Raw genomic sequence first — 23,836 nt, forward strand, 5'->3', positions numbered from 1 at the left:
TCGGTTTTGTTTCTGTTTTATGCACAAACCAGGTAAACTCTGCTTCATTATTAATTAGTTGTACGGGGATTAAAAATTGCTTTTCAAATCATCTGTCAAAAATTTTAACTACACCAAACCATTGCCACAGCAAAAACAAGGCAAAACAATAGCAATAGGTTTATTTATAAGTAGGGGGAGTCTTAATAATATCATCTGCACATAATAATTTATCCTCGATAAAAAAATGGCAACATATTTAAAAATGTAATCCATCATGGTTGTTTTTTCTTGGAAAACGTTTGCTCGATAAATACCTAAAGCAATTGGATGAAAAACCACGGAATAAACTGACACCATAGCATTTGTTATTAATATTAAAAATATTAATGTGCTTGGATAGGGAATGTTTGCACCTAAGAATGGGAGTGAAAATAAAGAAAGAAAGATAAATATTATCCCAAATCCTAACCACTCTTTTTCATTGTCCTTTTGATTACCTTTAAGACCCTTCCCAACAATAGGTTTAATACATGCAAGTAGCGATAAAAATACAATAAAATTTTCGGAAAATACGAAAAATACGATAGCGTAACCCTTACCATCATATCTCCACTCACCTATGTTAATCACAAAAACAAGAAGAATAAGTATTAATAGCATATTTGATTTTACAAAAGTCAAAAATCCGTTTTTAAACGAATAGTATTACTGTTTACTCATGTGATATTCCATTCCTTTTACGTGTTGAATAAGAACAAAGATCATTTATTCAAAAACGCTGATCACCAAAATACTTTGCCACAATAAAAATAGAACAAATACAATAGCAAAAATTTTATTAACCACTAAAGGAAGATTTAATAGCTTGGTTTGAACATAAAAATTAATTCCCGAAAACAGAATAGCAATATATTTAAACGTAAAGTCCAAAACGCCACTTTTTTCATCATAAACATTTGCTTTATACAATTTCAGGGCTATGGTATGAAAAAGAATAGAGTATAAGGCGAACATAAAATTTATTACCAAAATTAATATTACGATTGTACTCGGGAACTTAATACCAATACCTGTAAAGCCAAGCGATAACAGGGATGTTTTAATAATTGTTAATAACAATCCGATCCATTCTTTATTAGAAAAACTACTTTTGTTTCCCGAAATCGCATGATGATTTTGTCGGTTAAAACAAGCTATAAATGACAGTAAAACTATAAAAATCTCTGCAAAGAATATAAATATAAAAATAGGCGTTTTCGATCCATGATTAATCACAAAAACAACTGCAGCAAAAACAAGTAGCAAATTAGACATTATGAATGACTGAAATCCCTTTACCAAAGAAAACCCCCATATTTTGGTACAATTAGCTTTCATATGTGTCAATGATTTGTCCAAAGATTTCCTGCCTATTCATAGTTCTCGTTCCAAATTAATGAAAAAACGCCAAGTACCAAAGCAACGTCTCATAATAAGGACAACACGTTTCTGTTTTACTGTATGCCTTGGCTTAAATAAACTACTATATGCTCTCAAATCACCTGTCAAAAATTTTACCCACCCCAAACCATTGCCACAGCATAAATAAAACAAAAACTATGGCAATGACTTTATTTACTAGCAACGGAAGCCTTAACAATATCATCTGTACGTAATAATTTATCCCCGATAAAAAAATGGCAACATATTTAAAAGTATAATCCATCATGGTTGTTTTTTCTTGGAAAACGTTCGCTTGATAAATACCTAAAGCAACGGGATGAAAAACAACAGAAAACACTGATGCCATAGCGTTTGTTATTAATATTAAAAATATTAATGTGCTTGGGTAAGGAATGTTTGCCCCCAGGAATAATAATGAAAATATAGAAAGTGCTATAAAGTTAACTACAAATCCTAACCATTCTTTGTTACTTTTTTCTTGATTCTCTTTCAAATCTTTCCCAACATAAGGCTTAATGCATGCCAGGAATGACAAAACCGCAATGAATATTTCCGCAAATACAAGAAATATGAGGACGTAACTTGATCCATCATAGCGCCACTCACTTTTGTTAATCACCAAAATGAGAAGTACAAGTATTAATAGGATATTTGATTTAAGAAAAGCAAACAATCCGTGTTTAAATGAAAAGTATTTCTGTTTGTTCATGTAATATTCAAATCCTTTTATTTGTACTAAGCACACATCTTTTTCAAATGCTTAATTGAAAATACCTGAAATAAAACTTCCAACTCCTGAAGTCAAATCGTCAACTTTATCACCTACCCAATCGCTCGCCTTTTCGACTACTTTCTTTGTATCCTCATAAGTATTATCAACCCAGCGACCTGCTTTTTCACCTAAGTCCTTAACTTTGTCTTCTGCAAACCAGGATCCTACAATCCCAACACCTGCGCCAATAGCTCCGCCTATAACAGTACCAACTCCCGGACAGATCATTGACCCAATAACAGCTCCGCCAGTTGTGAGTCCAGCAACCCCAAGGTCTAGTCCAATGCCTCCAGCAAATCTACCTGACTTTTCAGCAAATGTTTTGTGCTTATTTTCATCACTAAAATATTCACCCGAATTTGTTCCTACCGAAAATAGTATTCCGGCATACGGTATCCTCTTTGCAAACTTCATTACACCCTTCGCATCGGTAAATTGCTTTGCTGTGCTCTTCACATCCACTTTCATTTTATAATTTTTCAATTCAGTTTTATCAAACTCAAGGACACTAGAATAGCTATTGGCTACTTTTCCAAAACTGATTTTATTCGTTTTAGCATTAAGTCCAATGATTTCCCGCAAAACCCCACTAGGTGCCTTTCCCGATTTGGCAATATATCGTTTAAGTGGGTTCGCCGAATTTTTATCGCCATTTTGCAATAACTTATAAATGTTACCCGCTAGCTTTGATTCATATTTTCCACTCGACCCTTGCTTCCACTTAGAAGACGCTTTAACAATAAAATTCCCCTTACCGTCTTTTGCCAAATCAAGCATACCGCTATTCATCACTTTAAATGCTAGTGCCCCTTTGGCAACATTATAGGCTCCATTTGTTTTCCCTAAATCCGATAGCCACCCAGCGATATCTCCCTGAATGGTCGAATCACCTTGTTTAACAGACAATTCCATCGCACGATCGATCATGTCATCGATTACCTCTGATTCCATGAAATAATTTTCAACTTCACCAATTTGTGAATCCGTTAAAAAGACCCCATTTTTCGTCCAGCCTTGAATCTTGGTGATAAATTGAGCAATTTGATCGACTGAATCAGCAGAATCACCCAATTTGGAAGTGCTGTCTTCATCAAGTTCGGCAAATTTTGTGAGTGTATCTTGAATAAGAGAGCGTGCTCCAGACAAGTGAAAGTCAAAGTTCGTCGTTTCCACGGAATCGTAAGAAACTAAGTCACTTACCTCATTATAATGATTATTAATATCGTCCACGATTTCGTGTGTTAAGTCATCCAGTTTATTAAGAGCATTTGTTACATCATCCTCAATGAATTCTTCACGCACAAGCCCATTATCATTTTCAAACGATTCGACCGATCCTTTTATTTCTTTTAAAATAGTAATATATTCTTCCAAAAACAAGTTAAATAGAATGATTGCCGGGAAATGAAGTGTCATAAAATGTTCTCTAATTGCATTTCCGCCTTCACCTTTTAGTGCGTCATCAAGATCAATTAGTTTATTCATGGCATCGCGAATAGAGAGAATTTGTTCCTTTTCCTTCTCCTTTTGCTTGACGACTTCATCTATTCCATTTACAACCTCAGACACCTTGATTACCTTCATCATGTTAACTCCTTCTTACATACTGACTGTTTTTTATTTTACAGGCAGTGGTCCAATTTGATTGGCAATGTTTTCATCTGTTTCTACATACGCCTGAATGGATTCATCCACATTTGTTTCCACTTTGGTCAATGCTTGCTTATAATCATTTAACGCCTGATAGTATTTTTTCTCGATGGCTTGCATTTTTTCAAGGAAGTCTAGTGAAGATGTGGAAAAACTCGGGTTTGGATTTGTTGTTTCTAACTCCTGTGTTTTTGTTTTTAAATTGCTTAATACCGGGGTTACTTTTTCCGGCTGCACATTAATTTCTGGCATGCTTAATCATCATCCTCCATTGCTCTTAATTGCCTTATCCGGTGACGATTTGATTCAATTGAATCGGAAAGGTCCGTGTTGGCATTCTTTAATCGTTGGATTGCATCAGAAATATTATCAAGAAGGCGCTCTGTTTCAGTATTCTTAATGTTATTATATTCCTGTTTCAGACTTTCCTGTTTATCTAAGAAATCATCTGCATAATTACCCCGCCATGTTTCGCTCGAAAGTTCCGGCTGGTTTACGGCACCCTTCTGCATACTAAGCTCATCTTGGTCACCAACTATTTTTGTACTAGAATCTTTGAGTCTGTTGATTTTCTCATTATTAGCCTGAATCGTACTATTAAAACCCGAAATTTCATTTGACAATTGATTTATTTGAAAAGAATAATCCATCGCAAACCCCTCATTTTGTAATCATTAAGTCCCGCATCCGGACAATTGTAATATTATTTTATAGTATAGCGGATTTGGAGGAAGTATTGAATTGATATGTGAAAATTTGGTGCTTTTATCCTTGTTAATTTCCGGTAAATGGATAATATACAGGCTTGTCTCTGTATCTCAGGTCTTTTGATACTTTTTCGTGACTTTAGAATTATAATTTACGCTGTAACACATCGTACGCTTGGTGTGTTATAATATTGAGTTAGTAAAACGATTAGGGAGAGAATGAAATGCCAGAGAATATTTCAAGAACACTGTACCAATCCTTATGGAATTCTGCGGATATACTAAGGTCAAAGATGGATGCCAATGAGTACAAAAGTTACTTATTGGGTTTGGTTTTTTATAAATATCTATCAGATAAAATGTTATTTAAGGCATCTGACTTATTGGAGTTGCAAACGGATGATGTCAATGAAGCACAAGAAACCTATGAAGCAGCTTACAATAATGATGAGTTGCACGATGATTTAATTGAAGCTGTAAAAGATGATGTTGCCTATATTATTGAGCCAAAACTAACATTTACAACCTTGGTGGCAAACATACATAAAGGTATTTTTCAATTAGAAGACTTAGCACAAGGATTCCGCGATATTGAGCAATCCAGTGAAATCTTTGAAAACCTTTTTGAAGATGTGGACCTGTATTCAAAAAAGTTGGGAGCCACGCCACAAAAACAAAACCAAAGTATTTCTGATGTCATGAAGGAATTGGCTAATCTGGATATTGCGCATGAGGGCGATGTATTGGGTGACGCCTACGAGTATCTCATCGGCCAATTTGCCTCTACTTCTGGTAAAAAGGCCGGAGAATTCTATACACCTCAGCCTGTATCGGAATTAATGACACGTGTTGTACTGCATGGTAAAGAGAATCAAAAAGGCTTTACAGCATATGATGCAACAATGGGTTCCGGCTCATTACTTTTAAACGTCAAGAAGTATTCAAATGAAATCGGAACAATATCATACTTTGGTCAAGAACTGAATACTTCGACTTTCAACTTGGCCCGTATGAACATGATATTGCATGGGGTAGATATAGCCAATCAACATCTACATAATGCCGATACATTAGATCAGGACTGGCCAACGGATGAACCAACCAACTTCGATGCCGTCCTAATGAACCCGCCATATTCGGCAAAGTGGTCTGCCGATAAAGGCTTTTTAGATGACCCACGGTTTTCCATGTATGGTGTACTAGCGCCGAAGTCAAAAGCTGATTTTGCATTCTTGCTTCATGGCTACTATCACTTGAAAGACAGTGGCGTGATGGCGATTGTCCTACCCCATGGTGTACTATTCAGGGGAAATGCAGAGGGTAAAATTCGCAAAATTTTACTTGACAGCGGTGCCATTGATACAGTCATTGGATTGCCGGCTAATATTTTCTTTAATACATCCATTCCAACAACCATTATCGTGTTGAAAAAGAATCGCCCAACGAAGGATGTACTATTTATTGATGCGTCCAAAGAATTTGAAAAAGGCAAAAATCAGAACTTATTAAAGAGTGAACACATCGAAAAGATACTAGATACATATGTTGATCGCACTGATGTAGAGAGATACGCACATCTTGCCAGCTTTGATGAGATAAAGGGAAATGACTATAACTTAAATATCCCGCGTTATGTCGATACATTTGAGGAAGAAGAACCCATTGATATCGTTGCGCTGGGAAAAGAAATAGTCTCTCTCAATGACGAAATCAAGGAAGCGGAGCAATCAATTTTAACGATGCTTGATGAGCTTGAAGTTACCGATGAGAGTAGAGACATCATTGCAGCAACGAAAGAGGTGTTTCGGCGATGAATAAAAACGAAAAAAGGGTCCCTGAGGTGCGGTTTAAAGGGTATGTTGAGGATTGGGAACAGCGTAAGTTGGGGGAGCTATGTGAAAAATTACAAAGTGGAAAGAATATTAAATCGCAGGATATTTGGGAGGAAGGTAAATATCCTGTGTTTGGTGGTAATGGATTTCGTGGATACACAAACACTTACAACCACAATGGATTTTATGCACTTATCGGAAGGCAGGGCGCCTTATGTGGAAACATGAATATCTCCAATGGGAAGGCTTATTTTACGGAGCATGCTGTCGTCGTAAAAGGTAACAAAAACAATGAAACAAGGTTTTTATTTTATCTTTTAGGCAAGATGAATCTTGGTCAATATTCAGGTCAATCTGCACAACCGGGATTGGCAGTTAGTAAACTTATAGAACTAACCGCTTTTATTCCGACTTTTGCAGAACAAGCTCAAATCAGTGGGTTGTTCAAACAACTAGACGATACTATCGCTCTTCATCAGCGGAAATTAGATCTATTAAAGCTGTTAAAGAAAGGGTTTATGCAGGTGATGTTCCCGCAAAAAGGGGAAGATGTACCGAGGTTGAGGTTTGCAAACTTTGATTCAAAATGGAAACAGCGTAAGTTGGGGGAAGTATCCACTTTTATAAATGGAAGAGCTTATAAACAGAACGAATTGTTATCATCGGGAAAATATAAAGTATTAAGGGTAGGAAATTTTTATACTAATGATTCTTGGTATTATTCTGATCTAGAACTAGACGAGAAATATTATGCTCAAAAAGGAGAACTACTCTATACTTGGTCGACAACTTTTGGTCCACATATTTGGGATGGTGATAAAGTTATATATCATTACCATATTTGGAAAGTTGAATTATCTGAGGAACTTGACAAACAATTTGCGGTTCAATTGTTGGAATATGATAAGACCAAGATTACTAGTGATAAAAACGGTACAACAATGGTACATATCACAAAAAAAGGCATGGAAGAAAAAAAAGTAATCCTACCAAATATTGCTGAACAACGGAAGATTGGTAAATTCCTTAAACAACTCGACAATACAATCGTACTTCACACAACAAAAATATATAAATTACAGACGCTCAAAAAATATTTTCTGCAAAAAATGTTCATTTAGCCCATCTTTCCAAAAATAACAATCTTTCTGATAATAGAATTGGTGATTCATTTACTAACTATTATTAGGAGGTTTTTATTATGCCAAGAAGGAAAAAATCAACACAATTGTTCTATGAATATTTTGAGGAATGGATTGAATTGTACAAAGTTGGAGCAATTAGAGATGTTACACTGCAAAAGTATTATATCAGTCATCAACGAATTGAAGAGTTGGCCCCTACTTTAAAGATGAGTGAGTTAAATCGAAAAAACTATCAAAAATTACTCAACGATTATGCACTTACACATGAAAAGCAAACAACAATGGACTTCCACCACCAACTAAAGGGAGCTATTCTTGATGCAGTTGATGAAGGGATACTAGACACAAACCCCACTCGTAAAATCGTTATCAAGGGAAGAACACCAAAGGAGAAAAAAACAAAATTTCTTAACCAGTTTGAGGTACAGGCATTGTTAAAGGGGTTAAACCTTCACAATGAGATCAACTGGGATTGGTTCATTCTTTTAGTCGCAAAAACAGGACTGCGGTTTTCAGAAGCTTTAGCACTCACACCAAGTGATTTTGATTTCCCGAAGCAAAAGATTTTTGTCAAGAAGACTTGGAATTATAAGGTAACAAAAGGAGAGTTCCAGCCAACCAAAAATGAATCTTCTAAAAGAAGAATTCAGTTGGACTGGCAAACAGCGATGCAGTTTTCCCAACTAATTAAAAATATGGACGTCAATGAACCGATCTTTGTAAAGGATAGGGTCTTTAACTCTACAGTGAATAATCGATTAAAAGCGTTATGCTTAAAAGCAAATATTCCAGTGGTCACGATTCATGGTTTGCGTCATACCCATGCATCGCTGTTACTCTTTGCAGGTGTATCTATTGCAAGCGTGGCTAGAAGACTTGGACACTCTAGTATGACAACAACACAGGAGACATATTTGCACATTATTCAGGAGTTGGAGAATCAGGATAATGATAAGATTATGAGACACTTGTCTACTTTAATGTAAGTACTATCTAAAAAGGCACGCTGGGTGCCTTTTTAGATAAACATTTTCTGCAAATATGCTTTTTTAAAAGATTGTAGTCTTCTAAGCTTGATTTGGCAAAGAGCGATAGACTTGTCAAGTTGCTTAAGAAAATGTCCAATTTTCTTCTGTTCTATTAAATCCTTTGGTTTATTAATTTTCTTTTCTAAAACTTCATTCTTAGTAATCCCTTTTATTGATGTTCCCTGTACAGCATTAAGTTCCTTTTGTAACTGGTTATACAATGAATACACACCAAACCATTTATCCACTTTCAGATAACTTAATGATAGAAAGTCTTGACTAGTTGTGTATTCAAATGGTATTAACGCAACTTTGCCAACTCCTACTCTAGTTACTACGGCTATTGAATTTTTAGGAATTAATTTAGCAGGAGAGTTTTTTAATCCTTCATCAGTTATTTTTTTATTGGCAATAACACCAGAAACTTGATGTTCACGAAAATCAGAACTTTGAATCCAGGGTATCTCACCATTCCAATACGCATTAGTCGACGTCTTAGGGGTTCCTCCACCAAAAGATTTCTCTGAAAGGTCCATTACGTTAAGTTTTTCCCATTCTGAGTCAAAATCTAAAAATCTTAACTTCGGTACATTCTCCTCTTTTTGCGGAAACATCACCTGCATAAATCCCTTTTTTAACAGCTTTAATAGATCTAATTTCCGCTGATGAAGAGCGATAATGTCATCTAGTTGTTTGAGGAACTTGCCAATTTTCCTTTGTTCAATATTTGATGGAAATACCCCATAATACTTTAGGAGGTTTGTAGCGCTAATTCCAAATACTTTCATTCCAGTGCCAACCTTATAACCATACCTTTTAAAAGTAGGTGAATTGAATAAATAGAAGAGAAATAAAGAATCAGCTTTTCTAGGTCTTAAAGCAATTGTATGAAGTCCAGAAACTAGTTTATATGTCACATTAATGGTAATTACAGCAGGGGAAGCTATCCCTTTATAATCTTCTGAGGCATCAGCTAATACTAAATCGCCATTTTTCAAAAGTTCATAGTTTCCAATTTTTATATTTGGTAAATTACTAGATTCATCAATTATATGAGCAACTTTGGTATGGATATCACCATAATGTATATATTTATAACCTGTATAATCGGTTGATTCAACATTACGAGATAAGGCGTATGATTTTACTCTATTTACAACCTCCCCCAACTTACGCTGTTCCCAAGTAATCCTCCAACAACCTATGTTATACTAAAATTATCTATAAGCACAAAAATCGGGGTGTAAACATGATCTACGAAACCACACCAGAAGCAGAACTAGAAAACAATCTCATTAAACAATTAATAAATGGCGAATCACAGTGGACATATCGCAAGGATCTACATACAGAGGCAGATTTATGGAATAATTTCAGAGAAAAATTGGAAAACAACAATAAGGCCGTTCTGAATGAAATACCTTTAACAGAGCAGGAATTTCGCCAGGTGCAAAACCAACTAAACTTTGTGAATTTCTATGAAGCGGCACGTTGGTTGTCAGGCGAAAATGGAGTCGCAAAAGTACAGGTGCAGCGGGAAGATGCAGCGCTTGGCACGATTCGCCTGCGTGTCTTAAATCGTGCAGATATTGCTGGCGGAATGTCATCCTATGAAGTAATCAATCAAGTTGCAAGTTCAAAACGATCATCAGAAGATCAAAATCGCCGGTTCGATGTCACCCTATTAATCAATGGCTTACCCATGATACATATTGAATTAAAAAATCGAACCCGCCCATATATGGATGCTTTCCGGCAAATTGTGAAATATCTAAAAGAAGGAAAATTTACGGGGATTTATTCTTGTTTGCAAATGTTCGTTATTACTAATGGAACAGATACCCGCTATATCGCGACAGCTTTGGATACCAAGTTAAACGAACAATTTTTAACGAAATGGGTGGATAAAAACAATAAACCCGTGGACGATTATTTGGAATTTACACGTGATGTTCTATCAATTCCGCAAGCGCACAAGATGGTAACACAATATACTGTGATAGATAGCGAGAAAAAAGCCCTGATTCTATTACGACCATACCAGATCCATGCCATTGAAGCAGTGAAAGAGGCTTCAAAACGGCAGGAATCGGGCTATATTTGGCATACAACAGGATCTGGTAAAACGCTAACCTCTTATAAGGTAGCACGTAATCTCCTGCAAATTCCATCGATTCAAAAGACCATCTTTATTGTCGACCGTGTAGATTTGAATCAGCAGACCACGTCGTCATTTACTTCTTATGCCGAAAATGATGTGATTGAAGTTGATGAAACAGATAATGTTAATGATTTGATTAAGAAGCTATTATCGAATGATCGTACTGTCATTGTTACCACCATTCAAAAACTAAATCATGTCATGAAACGATTTAATGGGAAGGAAGAATCCAAACGTTATCGTGCCCTTACACAATTAAAGGTAGCTTTTGTTGTTGATGAATGCCATCGTGCTATTTCCCCACAAAAGAAACAGGAAATCGAACAATTTTTTGTACGTTCATTGTGGTATGGTTTTACGGGGACGCCTATTTTTGCGGAAAATGCCAAACAAGCAATAGGCAATCTGCCAAGGACAACGCAACAGCAGTACGGTAAAAGATTGCATGAATATACCGTTAAGGAAGCGATTCATGATCATGCTGTATTGGGATTTCAACTTGAATATAAGAGTACTTTTTCTGAGGAGGAATTGGATCATGTCGTTGTAAACTTAGTGAGTGAAAACAAGATGGATATCGATTCCATGTCGGTGTCCGAAAAAGAGAGCAATTTGCCAAAAGATGTTTACAAAGATGAAAAGCATATGTTGCAGGTCATTCACTCGATTGTTAATAAATCTCGTCAAAAGCTGGGTTTCAAAAAAGGAGCAGGACAAACATATGAAGCAATTTTGACAACTTCCTCCATCGAACAAGCACAACGTTATTATGATTTGATTAAAAAGGTGGAAGCTGGAGAAACGTCTGTTCAAATTAGTGAAGAAACAAAACGCGTTCTACCAGATTTTCCTAAAGTAGCGATTACCTATTCTATTTCGGAAAATGAAGAGGCCTCTTCGTTTAATCAAGACAAAATGAAAGAATCGTTGCGAGATTATAATGCAGCATTCGGAACAAGCTTTACACTGGAAACGATGAAGGCATATAACAGCAACGTGAATGATCGCTTGGCCCGAAAGAAAGAGAAGTACCTTTCCCGTTCTGAACAATTAGATCTAGTGATTGTTGTCGATCGATTATTAACGGGGTTTGATGCACCAAGTCTGTCTACTTTATTTATTGACCGGCCACCAATGAAGGCCCATGATTTGATTCAAGCATTTTCTCGAACCAATCGTTTATTTGATAAACCAAAAAAGTATGGCCAAATCGTAACGTTCCAAACACCCAAAACATTCGAAGAGAAAGTTAAGGAAGCGTTGGTTTTATATTCAAATGGAGGAGAAAACGATATTTTAGCGCCAGCATGGGACGAAGCCAAGCAATCTTTCTTAAAAGCCGTCCAAGAATTGCGGGAAGTAGCACCTTCACCAGAAGAAATAGAAATAGATGCAGATCATATTCCTTTCTTGAAAAAATTTGCGAAAGTTTATCAGGCTTTCGATAAAACCTTTTCTGCTGTCCAAGTATACAGCGAATTTGACGAGAACCAATTAGGAAGTGTTTTTTCCATTCAATTTGATGAAATCGAAAACTATCAAGGTAAATACCAAAATACATTAGAAGTAATCAAAAGCGAAAATAGAAATGATCCAGTTGAACCCGTGGAAATTGATATTGAATACGAATTAGAATCCATTAAAACAGAAGAAATTAACTATGAGTATATCTTGATGCTTATACAATCCTTTGTGCCATCGGGAAATGACGAATACGAATTAATTCCTGATATGAACAACAAAGCTATAACAGAAGTGAATAATTATATTAATAATTTGGAAAAAAGCAATCCGAAATTGGCTGGTTTAATGAGTCAATTGTGGGATGACATCAAAGAAAGTCCCGAAGATTACCGAAATCAAAATGTATCCGTATTGTTAGAAAATATGATCCAAACAACGAAATATGAACTGATTGAAGACTTTGCTCAAAAGTGGTGCGTGAATGAGGATGATCTTGATTATGTCGTTTCCAATTACAATCCTGGCCGCAAACGCCAAAATGGTGAATCAGAGCTGAAGGAAAACAGCGACTATGATAAATATAAAGAAACACATCATGATCCGGTAAGCAAATTGCGGTATTGGAAAACTGTGCGTCAAGATTTGGGTGAATTGATAAATAATGAAATATTGCCATTGAGAAAGAAGTAATGTGTAGTGGCGGAATTTATCTATTTCTGCCGTCCGTTCCCCTACCGAGCCTCTACTGCTATTTGGGGGATTAATCCGTAATTTTCGCAAAAGATCAACCCCCCAGATCCTTCTTAACTTGGTCTTGTGTTATCCATTCATCACCCGTTTTAATGGCCTTTTCAGCTTCCATAAGTTTGGATAAAAGTTTCATTGTAGCTCGGCCTTTTTCGTATTCTTTCATATCAAGAAGGGCGAATCTGCTCAGACCATTATTTGTTAGAAAAACTGGCTCTCCTATAGCGGCATCCTTAACACATCATTATAGTTTTTCAAATCATATACAGGCCTAATATTTGGTGTCATATCAACTCTTTTGAGTAAACTATTTTGATCGTATTAAGTGCAAAATCAGACATGTTGTTCTTCTGTTTATTTAAAGAGTAAAACACATGAAATATCATAATATTCATGTTACAATTTACCTAAATAAAAAATTCTGATCGGAGTCATAATGTTGCATATTAATTATAATCCTAATCTTCCTTTATATCATGGAACAATCAATTTGTATTCCGACAGTATCATTAAATATGGTGTAAAGATATTCCCACGCAAAAAGGTGGCGTGGATTTTGGGCCAGGCTTTTATTTAACAACCAATTTTAATCAGGCCAAAGAATGGGCAATGCGTAGAACTACAAAACCAATTCCAAATAAATCAGCATTAGACTTATTTAACATAACTATTCGTGATTTTCTAGCGATGAAAAAAGAGTTCCAGCCGGTGGTACTCCAGTTTGAGATTAAAGACATATTAAAATGGGAACAATTAAATTGTAAGGTATTTGAATATGATAATGATAACTGGAAACATCTTGTATGGAATATGCGTCAAGATAATGGACATTTATCACAACCTGTGCAACGCAATTTTGACTGGATTATGGTCCCATGGCTGATGGAGGGCTAGTATCACTTAATTATAAAGACATAAAAGCATATAATGATAAAAATCAGCTGGCTGTATTAACGAGTAAAGCTACTGAAAACATAAAAGTAATGGAGGCGATAAAATGTTAAATAAAAATGTTAACGCAGAACTTCGTAGTGAAATTGACTTAATAATTAATCGGATTGCCCATGAATTAGTTAATGAGTTTGGCAAAAGTCAATATGAAGCAATGGAGTTAATAAAAAAGTCAGGTGTAGAAAAATCTTTAATAAGGGATAGAATGGGATTTCATGAATCACCTTATAACTGGGCATTAAGTATTTTGACGGATAATGATGACTTTGAGGCATTAGAGAAATATTTATATCATTAAGGGCATAAACCCTGTCAAGCCTCTGTCTCCACTACCATTACCGGATTTTCCGCAAAAATGCGATGTAATAAATATTATTTTATTGCATTACCAATTGACTACCTCCCCCCCCATTCATTCTAGGCCACTGAAAAACTACCACCTTTTGAAAATTAATTCCTAAATCTAATTCAATAATTAGTATGAAGTGGGGATTGAAGTATATTTTCACATCCGATTTACTATAAACCTGCTTATAGAACTTGAACGCCTTATCAATTCTGATCACCTTTTTAAAAACGGCTATAAAGGGAAACCTTTTTCTGCATCCCCCGTGTTATCCTCCCCTTTTTGGACACCCTACCAAATAGGTGATTTAAAAATGAAAGCAACCGAATTAGAAACCAAACGATTTGATAAGGCCTTAGACGAGTTTATCGAGCTGTTCAATAATCTGGAACAAGATGAGCCGATCATTCATTTTGGCGAGGATGTGGTCAAAAATATTGAGCTTGCCAAGAAAAAGTATGGGGATGATATGGTGGATGGAAAAATAAATACCGTGGTGCGTGAAATGCTATCATGGCTTGATTTGGATGATGTTGACACGGAGGAAGAAGAAGGAAATCAGGAAAATCAGGATGGCGACGGGGAGGATTAGACCATTTTTAATGCTTTTTTTCATTGTGAAATCCATTTTGGAACAGGCTCCCTAAGTCTAATCCCTTCCATTGCCAACCCGCACTTTATATCAAATGCGAATCGTCAATAGACTTAAAAGCCTACACTTCATTCCTTATCCCAAACTGCATTCTCCTGTCTTTTCTCATTAACCACCAACTGAAAAACATCCGGTCGTGCATAATGCCCTACCACATCAAAATCAAATTGTGCCCCGGCGATTTTATCCATATCAATATCCACATAAATGATTTCTTCCTTGCCAAAAACCGGCTCCGCAATATACTGACCTAATGGATCCACAACGCAGCTGCCACCCCTGGACAATTCATCTGGCAACTTGGCAAATTCTTCACGAGCTGCTATGTCTTCGGGGAACATATCCTTTGTCGTGTATTGATTGCATGATAAAACAAAACATCTGCCCTCTGCCGCAATGTGTCTCATCGAAGCAAGCCAGGTATCACGGGGATCTGCAGTTGGTGCGATATAGATTTGCACGCCCTTCGCATACATAGCAGCTCTGGCAAGCGGCATGTAGTTCTCCCAACAAATGAGCGAACCAATTTTACCGTATGGCGTATCGAAAACCGGCATGGTACTGCCATCCCCCTCACCCCAAATCAATCGTTCCGAGCCAGTAGGTTTCAGCTTTCTATGCTTGCCGAGCAGCTCCCCATCCGGTCCGAAAAATAATGCGGTGCAATACAGGGTACCATGACTGGAATCGCTGTCTTTCTCAATCACGCCAATCACAACGTATGCGCCAACTTGTTTAACCGCCTTCCCGATTTGTTCTGTCTCAGGACCCGGAACCTGGATCGAGTTGCGCCAATACCTGGCAAAATCCTTCCTTCCCTCATCGGATCGGCTTCCCACCACCGCTCCAAATGACATGCCGCGGGGATAGGCTGGGATAAAAGCTTCCGGAAAAACAATGATCTTTGCGTTGTTTGCACCGGCTTCTCCAATTAAGCGAACGGTCTTTTGTATCCCCTTTTCCTTGTCCATCACCTCTGACCCTGCTTGTACGACTGCAACTTTGTATTTGTCAATCTCAATCAAGTGTGATCATCCCTTTCTGAAAACGTATGCATTAACATTTTCTAGATAACTTGCGGAATTTCCTTCCTACCGTATTGTTTTTGTTGGTATGTTTAGTTTGTGGATTGCTTTTGATAAGAATAAAAGACACGAAGAGAATTAGAATTGGAGCTAGCGGTAATCGATCGTTCGGGGGCCTTATCTAATTTTGACTTTTGATCTTACCTCCATATCCAAGAAATCCTTGGAATTTAAACAATCTAAGACAAAACCCTTTATCTCGTCTTGATATTCTTTACTATGATTCCTGTTTGTCTCTAATTCACGTAAAATAGTTAGTCTATCTTCCCAATTCACTTCTGTTTGGTGGGAAACTGGTTTCATCTGATCACTTCCTTTTGCTAATTATCTAATGATTACAATATCTAGTCAAGCATTAAAGCAATCATATTATAACCGTTGCACACAACCTTCTTCACACCCTAAAAAAACCTTTTGTAATCGGATTATAATACAACATCAGCTGCTCGCTATTCCCTCTGAAATGCCGGTCAACAGTATATTCCAACAATGGTACAAAATAGAGAATCGCATTATCCAGGCTAATTTCCACTTCTCCGTTCGCTTTGTTATAAATTTCATGTAGCTGCTTATCACGCTCTAATTTGATGGTTTCCGTTTTGCTGATAATTTCCTGTCGCTTTTCCTCACTCAGGCCCTTGCGATTGATACGCTTGTCATTTTCTGCTATAAGCGCAGCATAGTAATGATTGATACGCTCGATATCTTTGCCTATTTCCCGATCATTGATTTGCTCTCTTTTTTGTTGTTCGCTTTTTTTCTTTATCGTTAAGGTGGCGTTCTGAAACGCTGCCTCCATGTCAAGGGCAACCGGGATTGGATACGAAACAGGTGCATCCGATTGGTACATGATTCGATTTTGCTCCTGGTTCATGACCATATCAACATCGTTCGTTACCATGTTCATCCATATTTGTTCCGTGCTTTCTATGCGTTCATCGGCCAGAATGGCGACATGATAGTGAAATACTGCCCAGACCCCATAGACAGCCCTTTCCGCCTTCAACTCCAGTTTGCCATGCTCATCCTGTAAAAAGGCAGCAATCTTTTTCTCAGGATTGCCGAGCTCCAGCCGATCAACTACGGCATATCGTACAGCTGTTTTTGCCTGTTGGTGGACGATGGCCAATAATTGTTCCAGCACATAACTTCCAAAGGTGACGAATTCGGACTGCGGGTTTTCTTGGGCGACTTCAAAATCGAAGGAAAGCTCCATCTCTGTTTTATTCTGAAAATACGGTGCATACGCTTCAGGGATCAGCACATGACACAATGCATATTCCACGGGCATCACTACACCACCAAGGTTTTCGATCGTTTCCGTTACAAATTGCTGCAATTGCATACTTTTTTGTCACCTCCATTTAAAATAAGGTATCATCCAACTCGCGATGTTTGATTAGTTTTTGTTTGTTTTCGAGCATTTTGTCGCCAATCTCGTCCAATTCTTCTTCCACTTGCTGCTTGTTTTCCGATTCAACCCAAGCCTTCATCACTAGATCGGAAAAATCTTCTTTTTCTTCCAAGTCGCCAAGAATCGCATCCACTTCCCCTACGACAAGTTCAAACATATTAATTTTGCGGTCCAGCAGATCCAGAATGTAATATTCAATCGTATCCTTTGCGACCAAGTTGTAGACGAACACATCTTTTTCCTGGCCAATACGATGAATCCGGCCAATGCGTTGTTCAATCGCCATCGGGTTCCATGGCAAGTCATAGTTAATCATCCCATTGCAAAATTGCAGGTTCCGGCCCTCACCGCCAATCTCCGTACTAACCAGCACATCTGCTTCATCACGGAAATAAGTGACCTGTTCTTCCTTGTCTTTCCGCCTTAGTCCACCGTGAAATTCCGCAACCTTAAACCCTTGTTCCGTTAAAAAATCACTCAAATACCGCTGGGTAGAGGCAAATTTGGTGAAGACAATCATTTTCCCCTGAAATTCCTGCAAAATGGCTGCCGCTTCTTTTGCCTTTTCATGGCCACTATCCTGATCAGCCACAATCATCCGTGCCTCATCCAAAAATCGCTGCATCGCCTTCTGGTCAAACGCTGTTAGTTTCTCATTGACCACCAACTTTTCCAGCGATGGGATGAGCGCCGTTATCGTACTGCCAATTTGCTCCTGAAGCCGTTTCAAGCGGAAACGATTCAACACACTATGCTGGCGCTCATAATTGTTTCGAATATACGTGCTCAAGTTATCATACAACTGCTTTTCCCGCTCCGGAATGGTAACCGTTCTTGTATAAGCAGACCGTTTCGTAAACGTGATATCCACGTTACTTCGTTTGTTGCGAACCATAACATCCGCAAGCAAACGTTTCAGCCTGTCCGCATTTTTCACCTCAATACCTTCTTTATCTTGCACAAAGTTTTTCCGGAAATAGCTGTACGTGCTTAACTGTCCCGGTTTCAGCAGTGTAATCAAGTTATAAAGCTCCTCCAGATGATTTTGCACTGGTGTTGCGGTTAGAAGAAAAATATATTTTTTATTAATCGCATTGACAAACTGCCATTTTTTCGTCTGTCTATTTTTCAAATGATGGGCCTCGTCCACGATCACCAGGTCATAGTACTGTTCATTAATGGTAGCCTGATGATTTTTCCGTTTCGCCGTATCAATCGAAGCAATTACTTTCTGATAGTGTCCCCAAGCATCGTTACCCATCTTTTTAAACTGGGCATCATCCGCACGAATAAAGTCCTGATTAAATTTCCGCTTCATTTCGTTTTCCCATTGCTGCACAAGGGATGGCGGCACTAATATCAAAATCCGCCTTGCCAATCCACGCATAATATATTCCAGCATCGCCATGCCAGCTTCCACCGTTTTGCCAAGTCCTACTTCATCACTCAGCATGACACGTCCTTTAAAATGTCCCAATACGGACTGAACTGTTTTAATCTGATAATCAAACGGCTCCATCTCACGCGTATATGGCAAGCACAGTAATTCATTATCATTCGGATTCATCTGAAACTTCTCTGCTGATTGATAGAGTTGAAACCACGTATCTTTATGATTGACAAAGCCAGTCAAATCCTGCAATACGGACTGCGCATGGTCCGGGTTAAATAAGAACTGATTCTGATCGGCTGCTACTTCATTTTGTGCAGCCACCATGATTTGTCCATCCTCCTGGCAACCAATCCACAAATAGTCTGCATCATATTTAGCAAAGAATCCTTTAATCCCTCTGCCCTGTAGCAGTTTGTCGTCCCAGTTAATCGTGAACTTCCGGCGCAGCCCCCGATCATTTTCCATCTCAAAGGTCTTATCTGTTATATCCATTTTCTGAAAGAAGGCATATAACGCCTCATCCATCTCCATGGCTTGCAAATCAAGCAGTTCCCTGTCTACCTTAAATAGATACCGTTTCATTGGGCACCCCAGCCTTTTTTCGAGATTTCATACTATTATTCTATCATATTTAGTGAGAAGAGGAGACAAGTCCCGTATCCCACCTTTTCTGGAAGTAGAATTCACTTTAAAAACGTTTTTTAACGGAGTTTTCATGGCTTTTATCGGCGGCTTCGCTTTTTTAGCAATCCTGACAGACCGTGTCCCACCTTCTGGATATAAAGCAAAATCGATTGGTTCATTTTCAATCCTGACATCCGTTCTAAAAAGCAACTGATAAAGTGAAACCTGCATCGTGCCGGCTGAGAACAGAATCCGACCTTTGTCATGCAGCTGACCCCCATTTATCTTTTTTATCTGCCCCTCAAAATCTTGAAATGGGGGTCTTAGGCGGAATAGTTTACATTTGTTATATTATCTAAATATATTGACATATCAAATCACTAATGCTACATTTTATTTAACCAGGTTTACGCTAACGTCAACTTAAAACCTCTCGAAAGGAGAAACATATGAAAAAAACATACGCCATTCATGAAATCGCTTCTATGTTTGATATTACATCCCGGACAATTAGGTACTATGAAGAAGTCGGATTATTAAAAGCCGAAAACAGAAAACACCCGAACCAACAACGTTATTTTACAGATGCAGAGCGACGAAGACTGAAACTTATTTTACGTGGGAAGCGACTAGGTTTTAAGCTCGATGAAATTAAAGAAATGATCGACTTATATGAACAGAATCCAACCGGAAAGAAAGAAAAACAGCGAATAATAGAATACTCAGAGCAAAAGCTGCAGGAAATAGAAGAAAAGATAGACGAATTGGAAACATTAAAAGCTGAAATTCTCGTAAACCGGCAACGACTGATAGAAGACAAATAATAAGGAAAGGAAGTTGATTTATGAAAACAATACATGGCATGTTAGAAAATAACGCTAAAAAACACCCCAATAAGGATGCATTAATCACCGCGACGGTCCGAATGAGCTATCCTGAATTAAATGCAAAAGTAAACCAAATTGCCAGGTGCTTACAAGAATCTGGTGTCCAAAAAGGTAACCGAATAGCGATTATCTCAACAAACAACGAGCATTTCTTTTTTGCTTATTTTTCATTACTTAAAATAGGTGCCATACCTATGCCTGTCAATGTGAAATTAACATCGCCGGAAATACATGCAATTTTGACGAATGTAGATGCGGATGGAATCATCTTTGAACATGAATTCAACACCACGATCAACACAATTCTAGAGACATGGTCATCTGCACTAGTATTTACCATTAAACAGTTGTTAGATCAATCACGTATACAGGATCAGACCAACTTAAATTTGCCAATTGACACCAATGACATTTGTGAAATTTTATTCACCTCGGGAACTACCGGTGTGCCTAAAGGTGTTGTATTTTCACACAAAAATGTGCTAACGCTTACACAAGCAATTGCAACTGAGTTTAATTTTACAGCCAAGGATAAAGCACTAACGATCATGCCTTTGTCCCATTCCGCACCATTAAACAATTTTACATTGGCACCAATCTATGCCGGTGCATCTGTTGTTGTCGATAATTTTACCCCCCAGGCTTTTTTACAATGGATCGATGACGAAAAAACAACATTTACATTTGTAGCACCCGTCGCCTATTTATTAACAGCAAAACAGGAAAATATGAACGACTATGATCTTTCCAGTATGCGTGTTTTTGCGTATGGTGGAAGTGCCATGCCGCTTGCTACATTTAACTATGTCACAAAGCGCTTTGCTAATAAAAACTTCTATCAAGTCTATGGATTGACAGAAGCAGGTCCTAACGGGTCATTACTTAGACCGCATGAACACATAACCAAAAGTGGTAGTATTGGTAACAAACCCGTTATCAATATGGAACTGAAGATAGTCGCAGAAGATGGGAAGGAGACAGCCCCAAACGAGTATGGGGAGATTTTATTAAAAGGCGATTCTGTGATGGCGGGTTATTACAACAATCCAGAGGCTACCGCGAACGCCATCAAAGACGGCTGGCTTTATACCGGTGATATTGCATACAAAGATGAAGACGATTACATGTATATCATCGATCGGAAAAAGGATGTCATCATACCCGGAGGAGTCAATGTTTACCCACGTGAAATTGAAGAAGTGCTGACCAATCATCCAGCTATTTACCAGGCATGTGTGGTCGGTGTCCCTGATGAAAAATGGGGGGAAACCGTTAAAGCGGTTATTGTATTGAAGGATGATCAGCTTCTGACGGAAACAGAATTACACGAGTATCTAGCAACCTATTTAGCCGATTATAAACAACCCCGGATTTATCGCTTTGTTGACGAACTGCCACATAGTGCAAGCGGTAAAATTTTAAAACAACAAGTAAAGGAGATGTAACGCGATGAATAAAGCAGCAGTCAGGGAAAAGTTCGCCATTAATTACAGCAAATGGGAGAATGGGAATGATGCGAATTGGTATAGTGACGATCCCATTTTAACCCGATATGCCAGACGTTACTTATCAGAGAAAGTACGCGAATATGTGGAAGCGTCCTTTCAAAAAACAGGTGCCCTTGCATCAGGGCCAATGGATAAACGGGCTGTTCATACCGATCGGGAGGGACAACCGCGGTTAATTCGCTATAATAAAAAAGGGGAAGAAATTAATGAAATCTGGTACAACGAGGGATATAGACAAACCGTTAAAGATGGCTATGGCACGGGAGTAGTCGCCTATCGTTATGATGCGAATGCCCCGGAAAAAATCCCATTCGTGGTAAATGAAATCTTGCTTTATATGATGTGTCAAGCGGAATCCGGCTTTACCTGCCCTGTTGGGTTATCCCAATCAGCCGCTTTCGTACTCGAAAAGTTCGGTTCAGAACAGCAAAAGGAAGCATATCTATCCCGCCTGGCATCATGGGACCCTGAAACACATGCAGAAGGAGCAACATCGCTTACCGAAATTCAGGGTGGATCAGATGTCGGTGCTACAAAAACTACGGCTGTTAAGAATAGTGATCATTACTTGTTATCCGGAGAGAAGTGGTTTGTCAGCAATTGTGATGCCGAAGTATTAATTGCGTTAGCGCGTGTAAACGATAAACCATCAACAAAAGGGCTTGGCCTATTTTTGGTACCACGCAAATTAGAAAATGGCGGTAAAAATAATATAACCATTCGCCGTCTAAAGGATAAATTGGGTGTTCGTGCTGTAGCCAGTGGAGAAGTGATTTTCAATGATACCGTTGGCTATTTAATTGGTGAAGAAAACAAAGGATTTAAGTATATGGCCGAAGCGTTAAATGTATCCCGGCTAGGCACAGGTCTAGCAGGAATTGCTGTTGCAAAGAGAGCGTTCCTTGAGGCCGCAATTTATACAACACATCGGGAAGCTTTTGGAAAATCAATAAATAAGTTTCCAATGGTTCGAGAAACACTCGTTAATATGATCACAGCAATCGAAGCAGCCTGGGCTACTCTTGCACAGGTAATGACGTGCTTCGATAACGTACACACGTATAACAATGAGAATAAAGAAGACTATGATCTATTGCGGATATTACTCTCATTAAACAAATACCGCGGCAGTGAATTAGGCGTTCAAGCGGCTAAAGAAGCTTTGGAACTCCATGGAGGCAATGGTTACATTGAAGAATACGTCACCCCTCGTCTGCTTCGGGATGCCATTGTTAACCCAGTATGGGAAGGAACAGCAAATATACAAGCACTCGAAATACTAAAGACAATGCAAAAAGCTAGTGGTGAGCGATTTATTCAAGATCTCCGGAATACATTAAACCGTGTACACCATGAAAAACTGACATCGTTAAAAACGTTCTTCCAGGAAAAGGTAATCAAGCTAGAAGATCTAATTAACCATACCTTAAGTCAGGATGAATATACGCAAACCGCTTTAGCAAAAAAGTTATCTGACATGATGTATGATGTTTTTTCAGGTGTTCACCTGTTAGATGAGGCCCAGTACGATCTCGAAACGAACGATGACGGCCGACGTGTACTTGTCGTAAAGCATTGGATTCAGATGACATTGGATACATCAGTGGAAAAAGACATTTTATCCAATTTTGCAATTTCAGATACGGTGTTTGATTCTCTTGTTTGTTTTGAAAAAGCAGAAATAGAATAGAAATCTCCTGAACAGCTTGATGATTACGTGAGATGAGATGGGTCAGCGTAGATTAGCAAACCTGCAAAAGGTGATATTCCGGTTTTGCGGGTTTGTTTCGCTTTTATTCCCACTACCGGATGTTTTGCCTGTCTGGACTACTGAAAAGTGCTATCGATTACGGAGCAAATTTGTACTTTGGAGGGCTCTGGCTCGATTTGACGCGCTCTCTCCCGACTTTGATGTGCTCTCTCCCGTTCTTGACACGCCCTCTCCCGACTTTGATGCTCTCTCCCGATTCTGGCTCACTCCTACTTCTAATAATTAACATTCTTAGCTGTTCCTTTGTTCCTTAACGTGCTACACTTAATCATAA

At 38.2% G+C, this 23,836-nt stretch carries 20 protein-coding genes; 10 read left to right on the plus strand and 10 right to left on the minus strand.

The window, feature by feature from the left end; translation table 11 throughout:
• Positions 1-108 precede the first annotated feature (108 nt).
• The 6 genes from WMZ97_RS06910 to WMZ97_RS06935 all read right to left on the minus strand — a co-directional run bounded on the left by WMZ97_RS06910 (position 109) and on the right by WMZ97_RS06935 (position 4,497).
• Positions 109-663 (minus strand): hypothetical protein, encoded by a 555-nt coding sequence (locus WMZ97_RS06910; RefSeq protein ID WP_343271360.1) that lies wholly within the window; start codon positions 661-663, stop codon positions 109-111.
• Between the two features lie 84 nt (positions 664-747).
• Positions 748-1,323 (minus strand): hypothetical protein, encoded by a 576-nt coding sequence (locus WMZ97_RS06915; RefSeq protein ID WP_343271361.1) that lies wholly within the window; start codon positions 1,321-1,323, stop codon positions 748-750.
• A gap of 196 nt (positions 1,324-1,519) precedes the next feature.
• Positions 1,520-2,134 (minus strand): hypothetical protein, encoded by a 615-nt coding sequence (locus WMZ97_RS06920; protein WP_343271362.1) that lies wholly within the window; start codon positions 2,132-2,134, stop codon positions 1,520-1,522.
• 51 nt (positions 2,135-2,185) lie between these two features.
• Positions 2,186-3,784: an LXG domain-containing protein gene (locus WMZ97_RS06925; protein ID WP_343271363.1), complete on the minus strand. Its 1,599-nt coding sequence runs from the start codon at positions 3,782-3,784 to the stop codon at positions 2,186-2,188.
• A gap of 30 nt (positions 3,785-3,814) precedes the next feature.
• On the minus strand, positions 3,815-4,099 hold the full coding sequence (locus WMZ97_RS06930; RefSeq protein ID WP_343271364.1) for a YwqI/YxiC family protein: 285 nt from the start codon (positions 4,097-4,099) through the stop codon (positions 3,815-3,817).
• Positions 4,100-4,101: 2 nt separating this feature from the next.
• Positions 4,102-4,497 carry a YwqH-like family protein gene (locus tag WMZ97_RS06935; RefSeq protein ID WP_343271365.1) on the minus strand — a complete coding sequence of 132 codons (396 nt, stop codon included), beginning with the start codon at positions 4,495-4,497 and terminating at the stop codon, positions 4,102-4,104.
• Between the two features lie 281 nt (positions 4,498-4,778).
• Between WMZ97_RS06935 and WMZ97_RS06940 the strand changes: the two genes are divergently transcribed.
• The 3 genes from WMZ97_RS06940 (at position 4,779) to WMZ97_RS06950 (ending at position 8,517) form a co-directional block, all read left to right on the plus strand.
• Positions 4,779-6,368 (plus strand): type I restriction-modification system subunit M, encoded by a 1,590-nt coding sequence (locus WMZ97_RS06940; protein WP_343271366.1) that lies wholly within the window; start codon positions 4,779-4,781, stop codon positions 6,366-6,368.
• Entirely contained in the window at positions 6,365-7,507 is a 1,143-nt protein-coding gene (locus tag WMZ97_RS06945; protein ID WP_343271367.1) for a restriction endonuclease subunit S, read from the plus strand. The genes WMZ97_RS06940 and WMZ97_RS06945 overlap by 4 nt, the downstream gene beginning before the upstream one ends.
• A gap of 80 nt (positions 7,508-7,587) precedes the next feature.
• Entirely contained in the window at positions 7,588-8,517 is a 930-nt protein-coding gene (locus WMZ97_RS06950) for a site-specific integrase (RefSeq protein ID WP_343271368.1), read from the plus strand.
• A 32-nt stretch (positions 8,518-8,549) separates the two neighbouring features.
• Here WMZ97_RS06950 and WMZ97_RS06955 read toward each other — a convergent pair whose 3' ends face one another.
• Positions 8,550-9,764, minus strand: coding sequence for a restriction endonuclease subunit S (locus WMZ97_RS06955; RefSeq protein WP_343271509.1), 1,215 nt, complete (start codon positions 9,762-9,764; stop codon positions 8,550-8,552).
• A gap of 44 nt (positions 9,765-9,808) precedes the next feature.
• Between WMZ97_RS06955 and WMZ97_RS06960 the strand changes: the two genes are divergently transcribed.
• The 4 genes from WMZ97_RS06960 (at position 9,809) to WMZ97_RS06975 (ending at position 14,820) form a co-directional block, all read left to right on the plus strand.
• On the plus strand, positions 9,809-12,874 hold the full coding sequence (locus WMZ97_RS06960) for a type I restriction endonuclease subunit R (protein ID WP_343271369.1): 3,066 nt from the start codon (positions 9,809-9,811) through the stop codon (positions 12,872-12,874).
• A gap of 585 nt (positions 12,875-13,459) precedes the next feature.
• The gene (locus WMZ97_RS06965) at positions 13,460-13,825 is read left to right on the plus strand and encodes a DUF3990 domain-containing protein (protein ID WP_343271510.1); all 366 of its coding nucleotides are present in this window, start codon (positions 13,460-13,462) and stop codon (positions 13,823-13,825) included.
• Between the two features lie 103 nt (positions 13,826-13,928).
• Positions 13,929-14,180, plus strand: a complete 252-nt coding sequence (locus tag WMZ97_RS06970; protein ID WP_343271370.1) for a hypothetical protein — start codon at positions 13,929-13,931, stop codon at positions 14,178-14,180.
• A 361-nt stretch (positions 14,181-14,541) separates the two neighbouring features.
• Positions 14,542-14,820 (plus strand): hypothetical protein, encoded by a 279-nt coding sequence (locus tag WMZ97_RS06975; RefSeq protein WP_343271371.1) that lies wholly within the window; start codon positions 14,542-14,544, stop codon positions 14,818-14,820.
• 128 nt (positions 14,821-14,948) lie between these two features.
• Here WMZ97_RS06975 and WMZ97_RS06980 read toward each other — a convergent pair whose 3' ends face one another.
• The 3 genes from WMZ97_RS06980 to WMZ97_RS06990 form a co-directional block, all read right to left on the minus strand.
• Complete coding sequence (locus WMZ97_RS06980) at positions 14,949-15,905, minus strand: carbon-nitrogen hydrolase family protein (RefSeq protein ID WP_343271372.1); 957 nt, start codon at positions 15,903-15,905, stop codon at positions 14,949-14,951.
• 454 nt (positions 15,906-16,359) lie between these two features.
• Positions 16,360-17,310 carry a hypothetical protein gene (locus tag WMZ97_RS06985; RefSeq protein WP_343271373.1) on the minus strand — a complete coding sequence of 317 codons (951 nt, stop codon included), beginning with the start codon at positions 17,308-17,310 and terminating at the stop codon, positions 16,360-16,362.
• A gap of 19 nt (positions 17,311-17,329) precedes the next feature.
• A complete protein-coding gene (locus tag WMZ97_RS06990; protein WP_343271374.1) occupies positions 17,330-19,354 on the minus strand; it encodes a DEAD/DEAH box helicase in 2,025 nt (674 codons plus the stop codon).
• Positions 19,355-19,845: 491 nt separating this feature from the next.
• Here WMZ97_RS06990 and WMZ97_RS06995 point away from each other — a divergent pair, with 491 nt between their 5' ends.
• The 3 genes from WMZ97_RS06995 to WMZ97_RS07005 are packed head-to-tail and all read left to right on the plus strand — an operon-like array spanning position 19,846 to position 23,481.
• Positions 19,846-20,220, plus strand: coding sequence for a MerR family DNA-binding protein (locus WMZ97_RS06995; RefSeq protein ID WP_343271375.1), 375 nt, complete (start codon positions 19,846-19,848; stop codon positions 20,218-20,220).
• Between the two features lie 20 nt (positions 20,221-20,240).
• Positions 20,241-21,728 carry a class I adenylate-forming enzyme family protein gene (locus WMZ97_RS07000; protein WP_343271376.1) on the plus strand — a complete coding sequence of 496 codons (1,488 nt, stop codon included), beginning with the start codon at positions 20,241-20,243 and terminating at the stop codon, positions 21,726-21,728.
• Between the two features lie 4 nt (positions 21,729-21,732).
• A complete protein-coding gene (locus WMZ97_RS07005; protein WP_343271377.1) occupies positions 21,733-23,481 on the plus strand; it encodes an acyl-CoA dehydrogenase family protein in 1,749 nt (582 codons plus the stop codon).
• The last annotated feature ends 355 nt before the right edge of the window (positions 23,482-23,836 follow it).

This window comes from Lentibacillus songyuanensis, from assembly GCF_039548255.1.
GTDB classification, from domain to species: domain Bacteria; phylum Bacillota; class Bacilli; order Bacillales; family Amphibacillaceae; genus Lentibacillus_C; species Lentibacillus_C songyuanensis.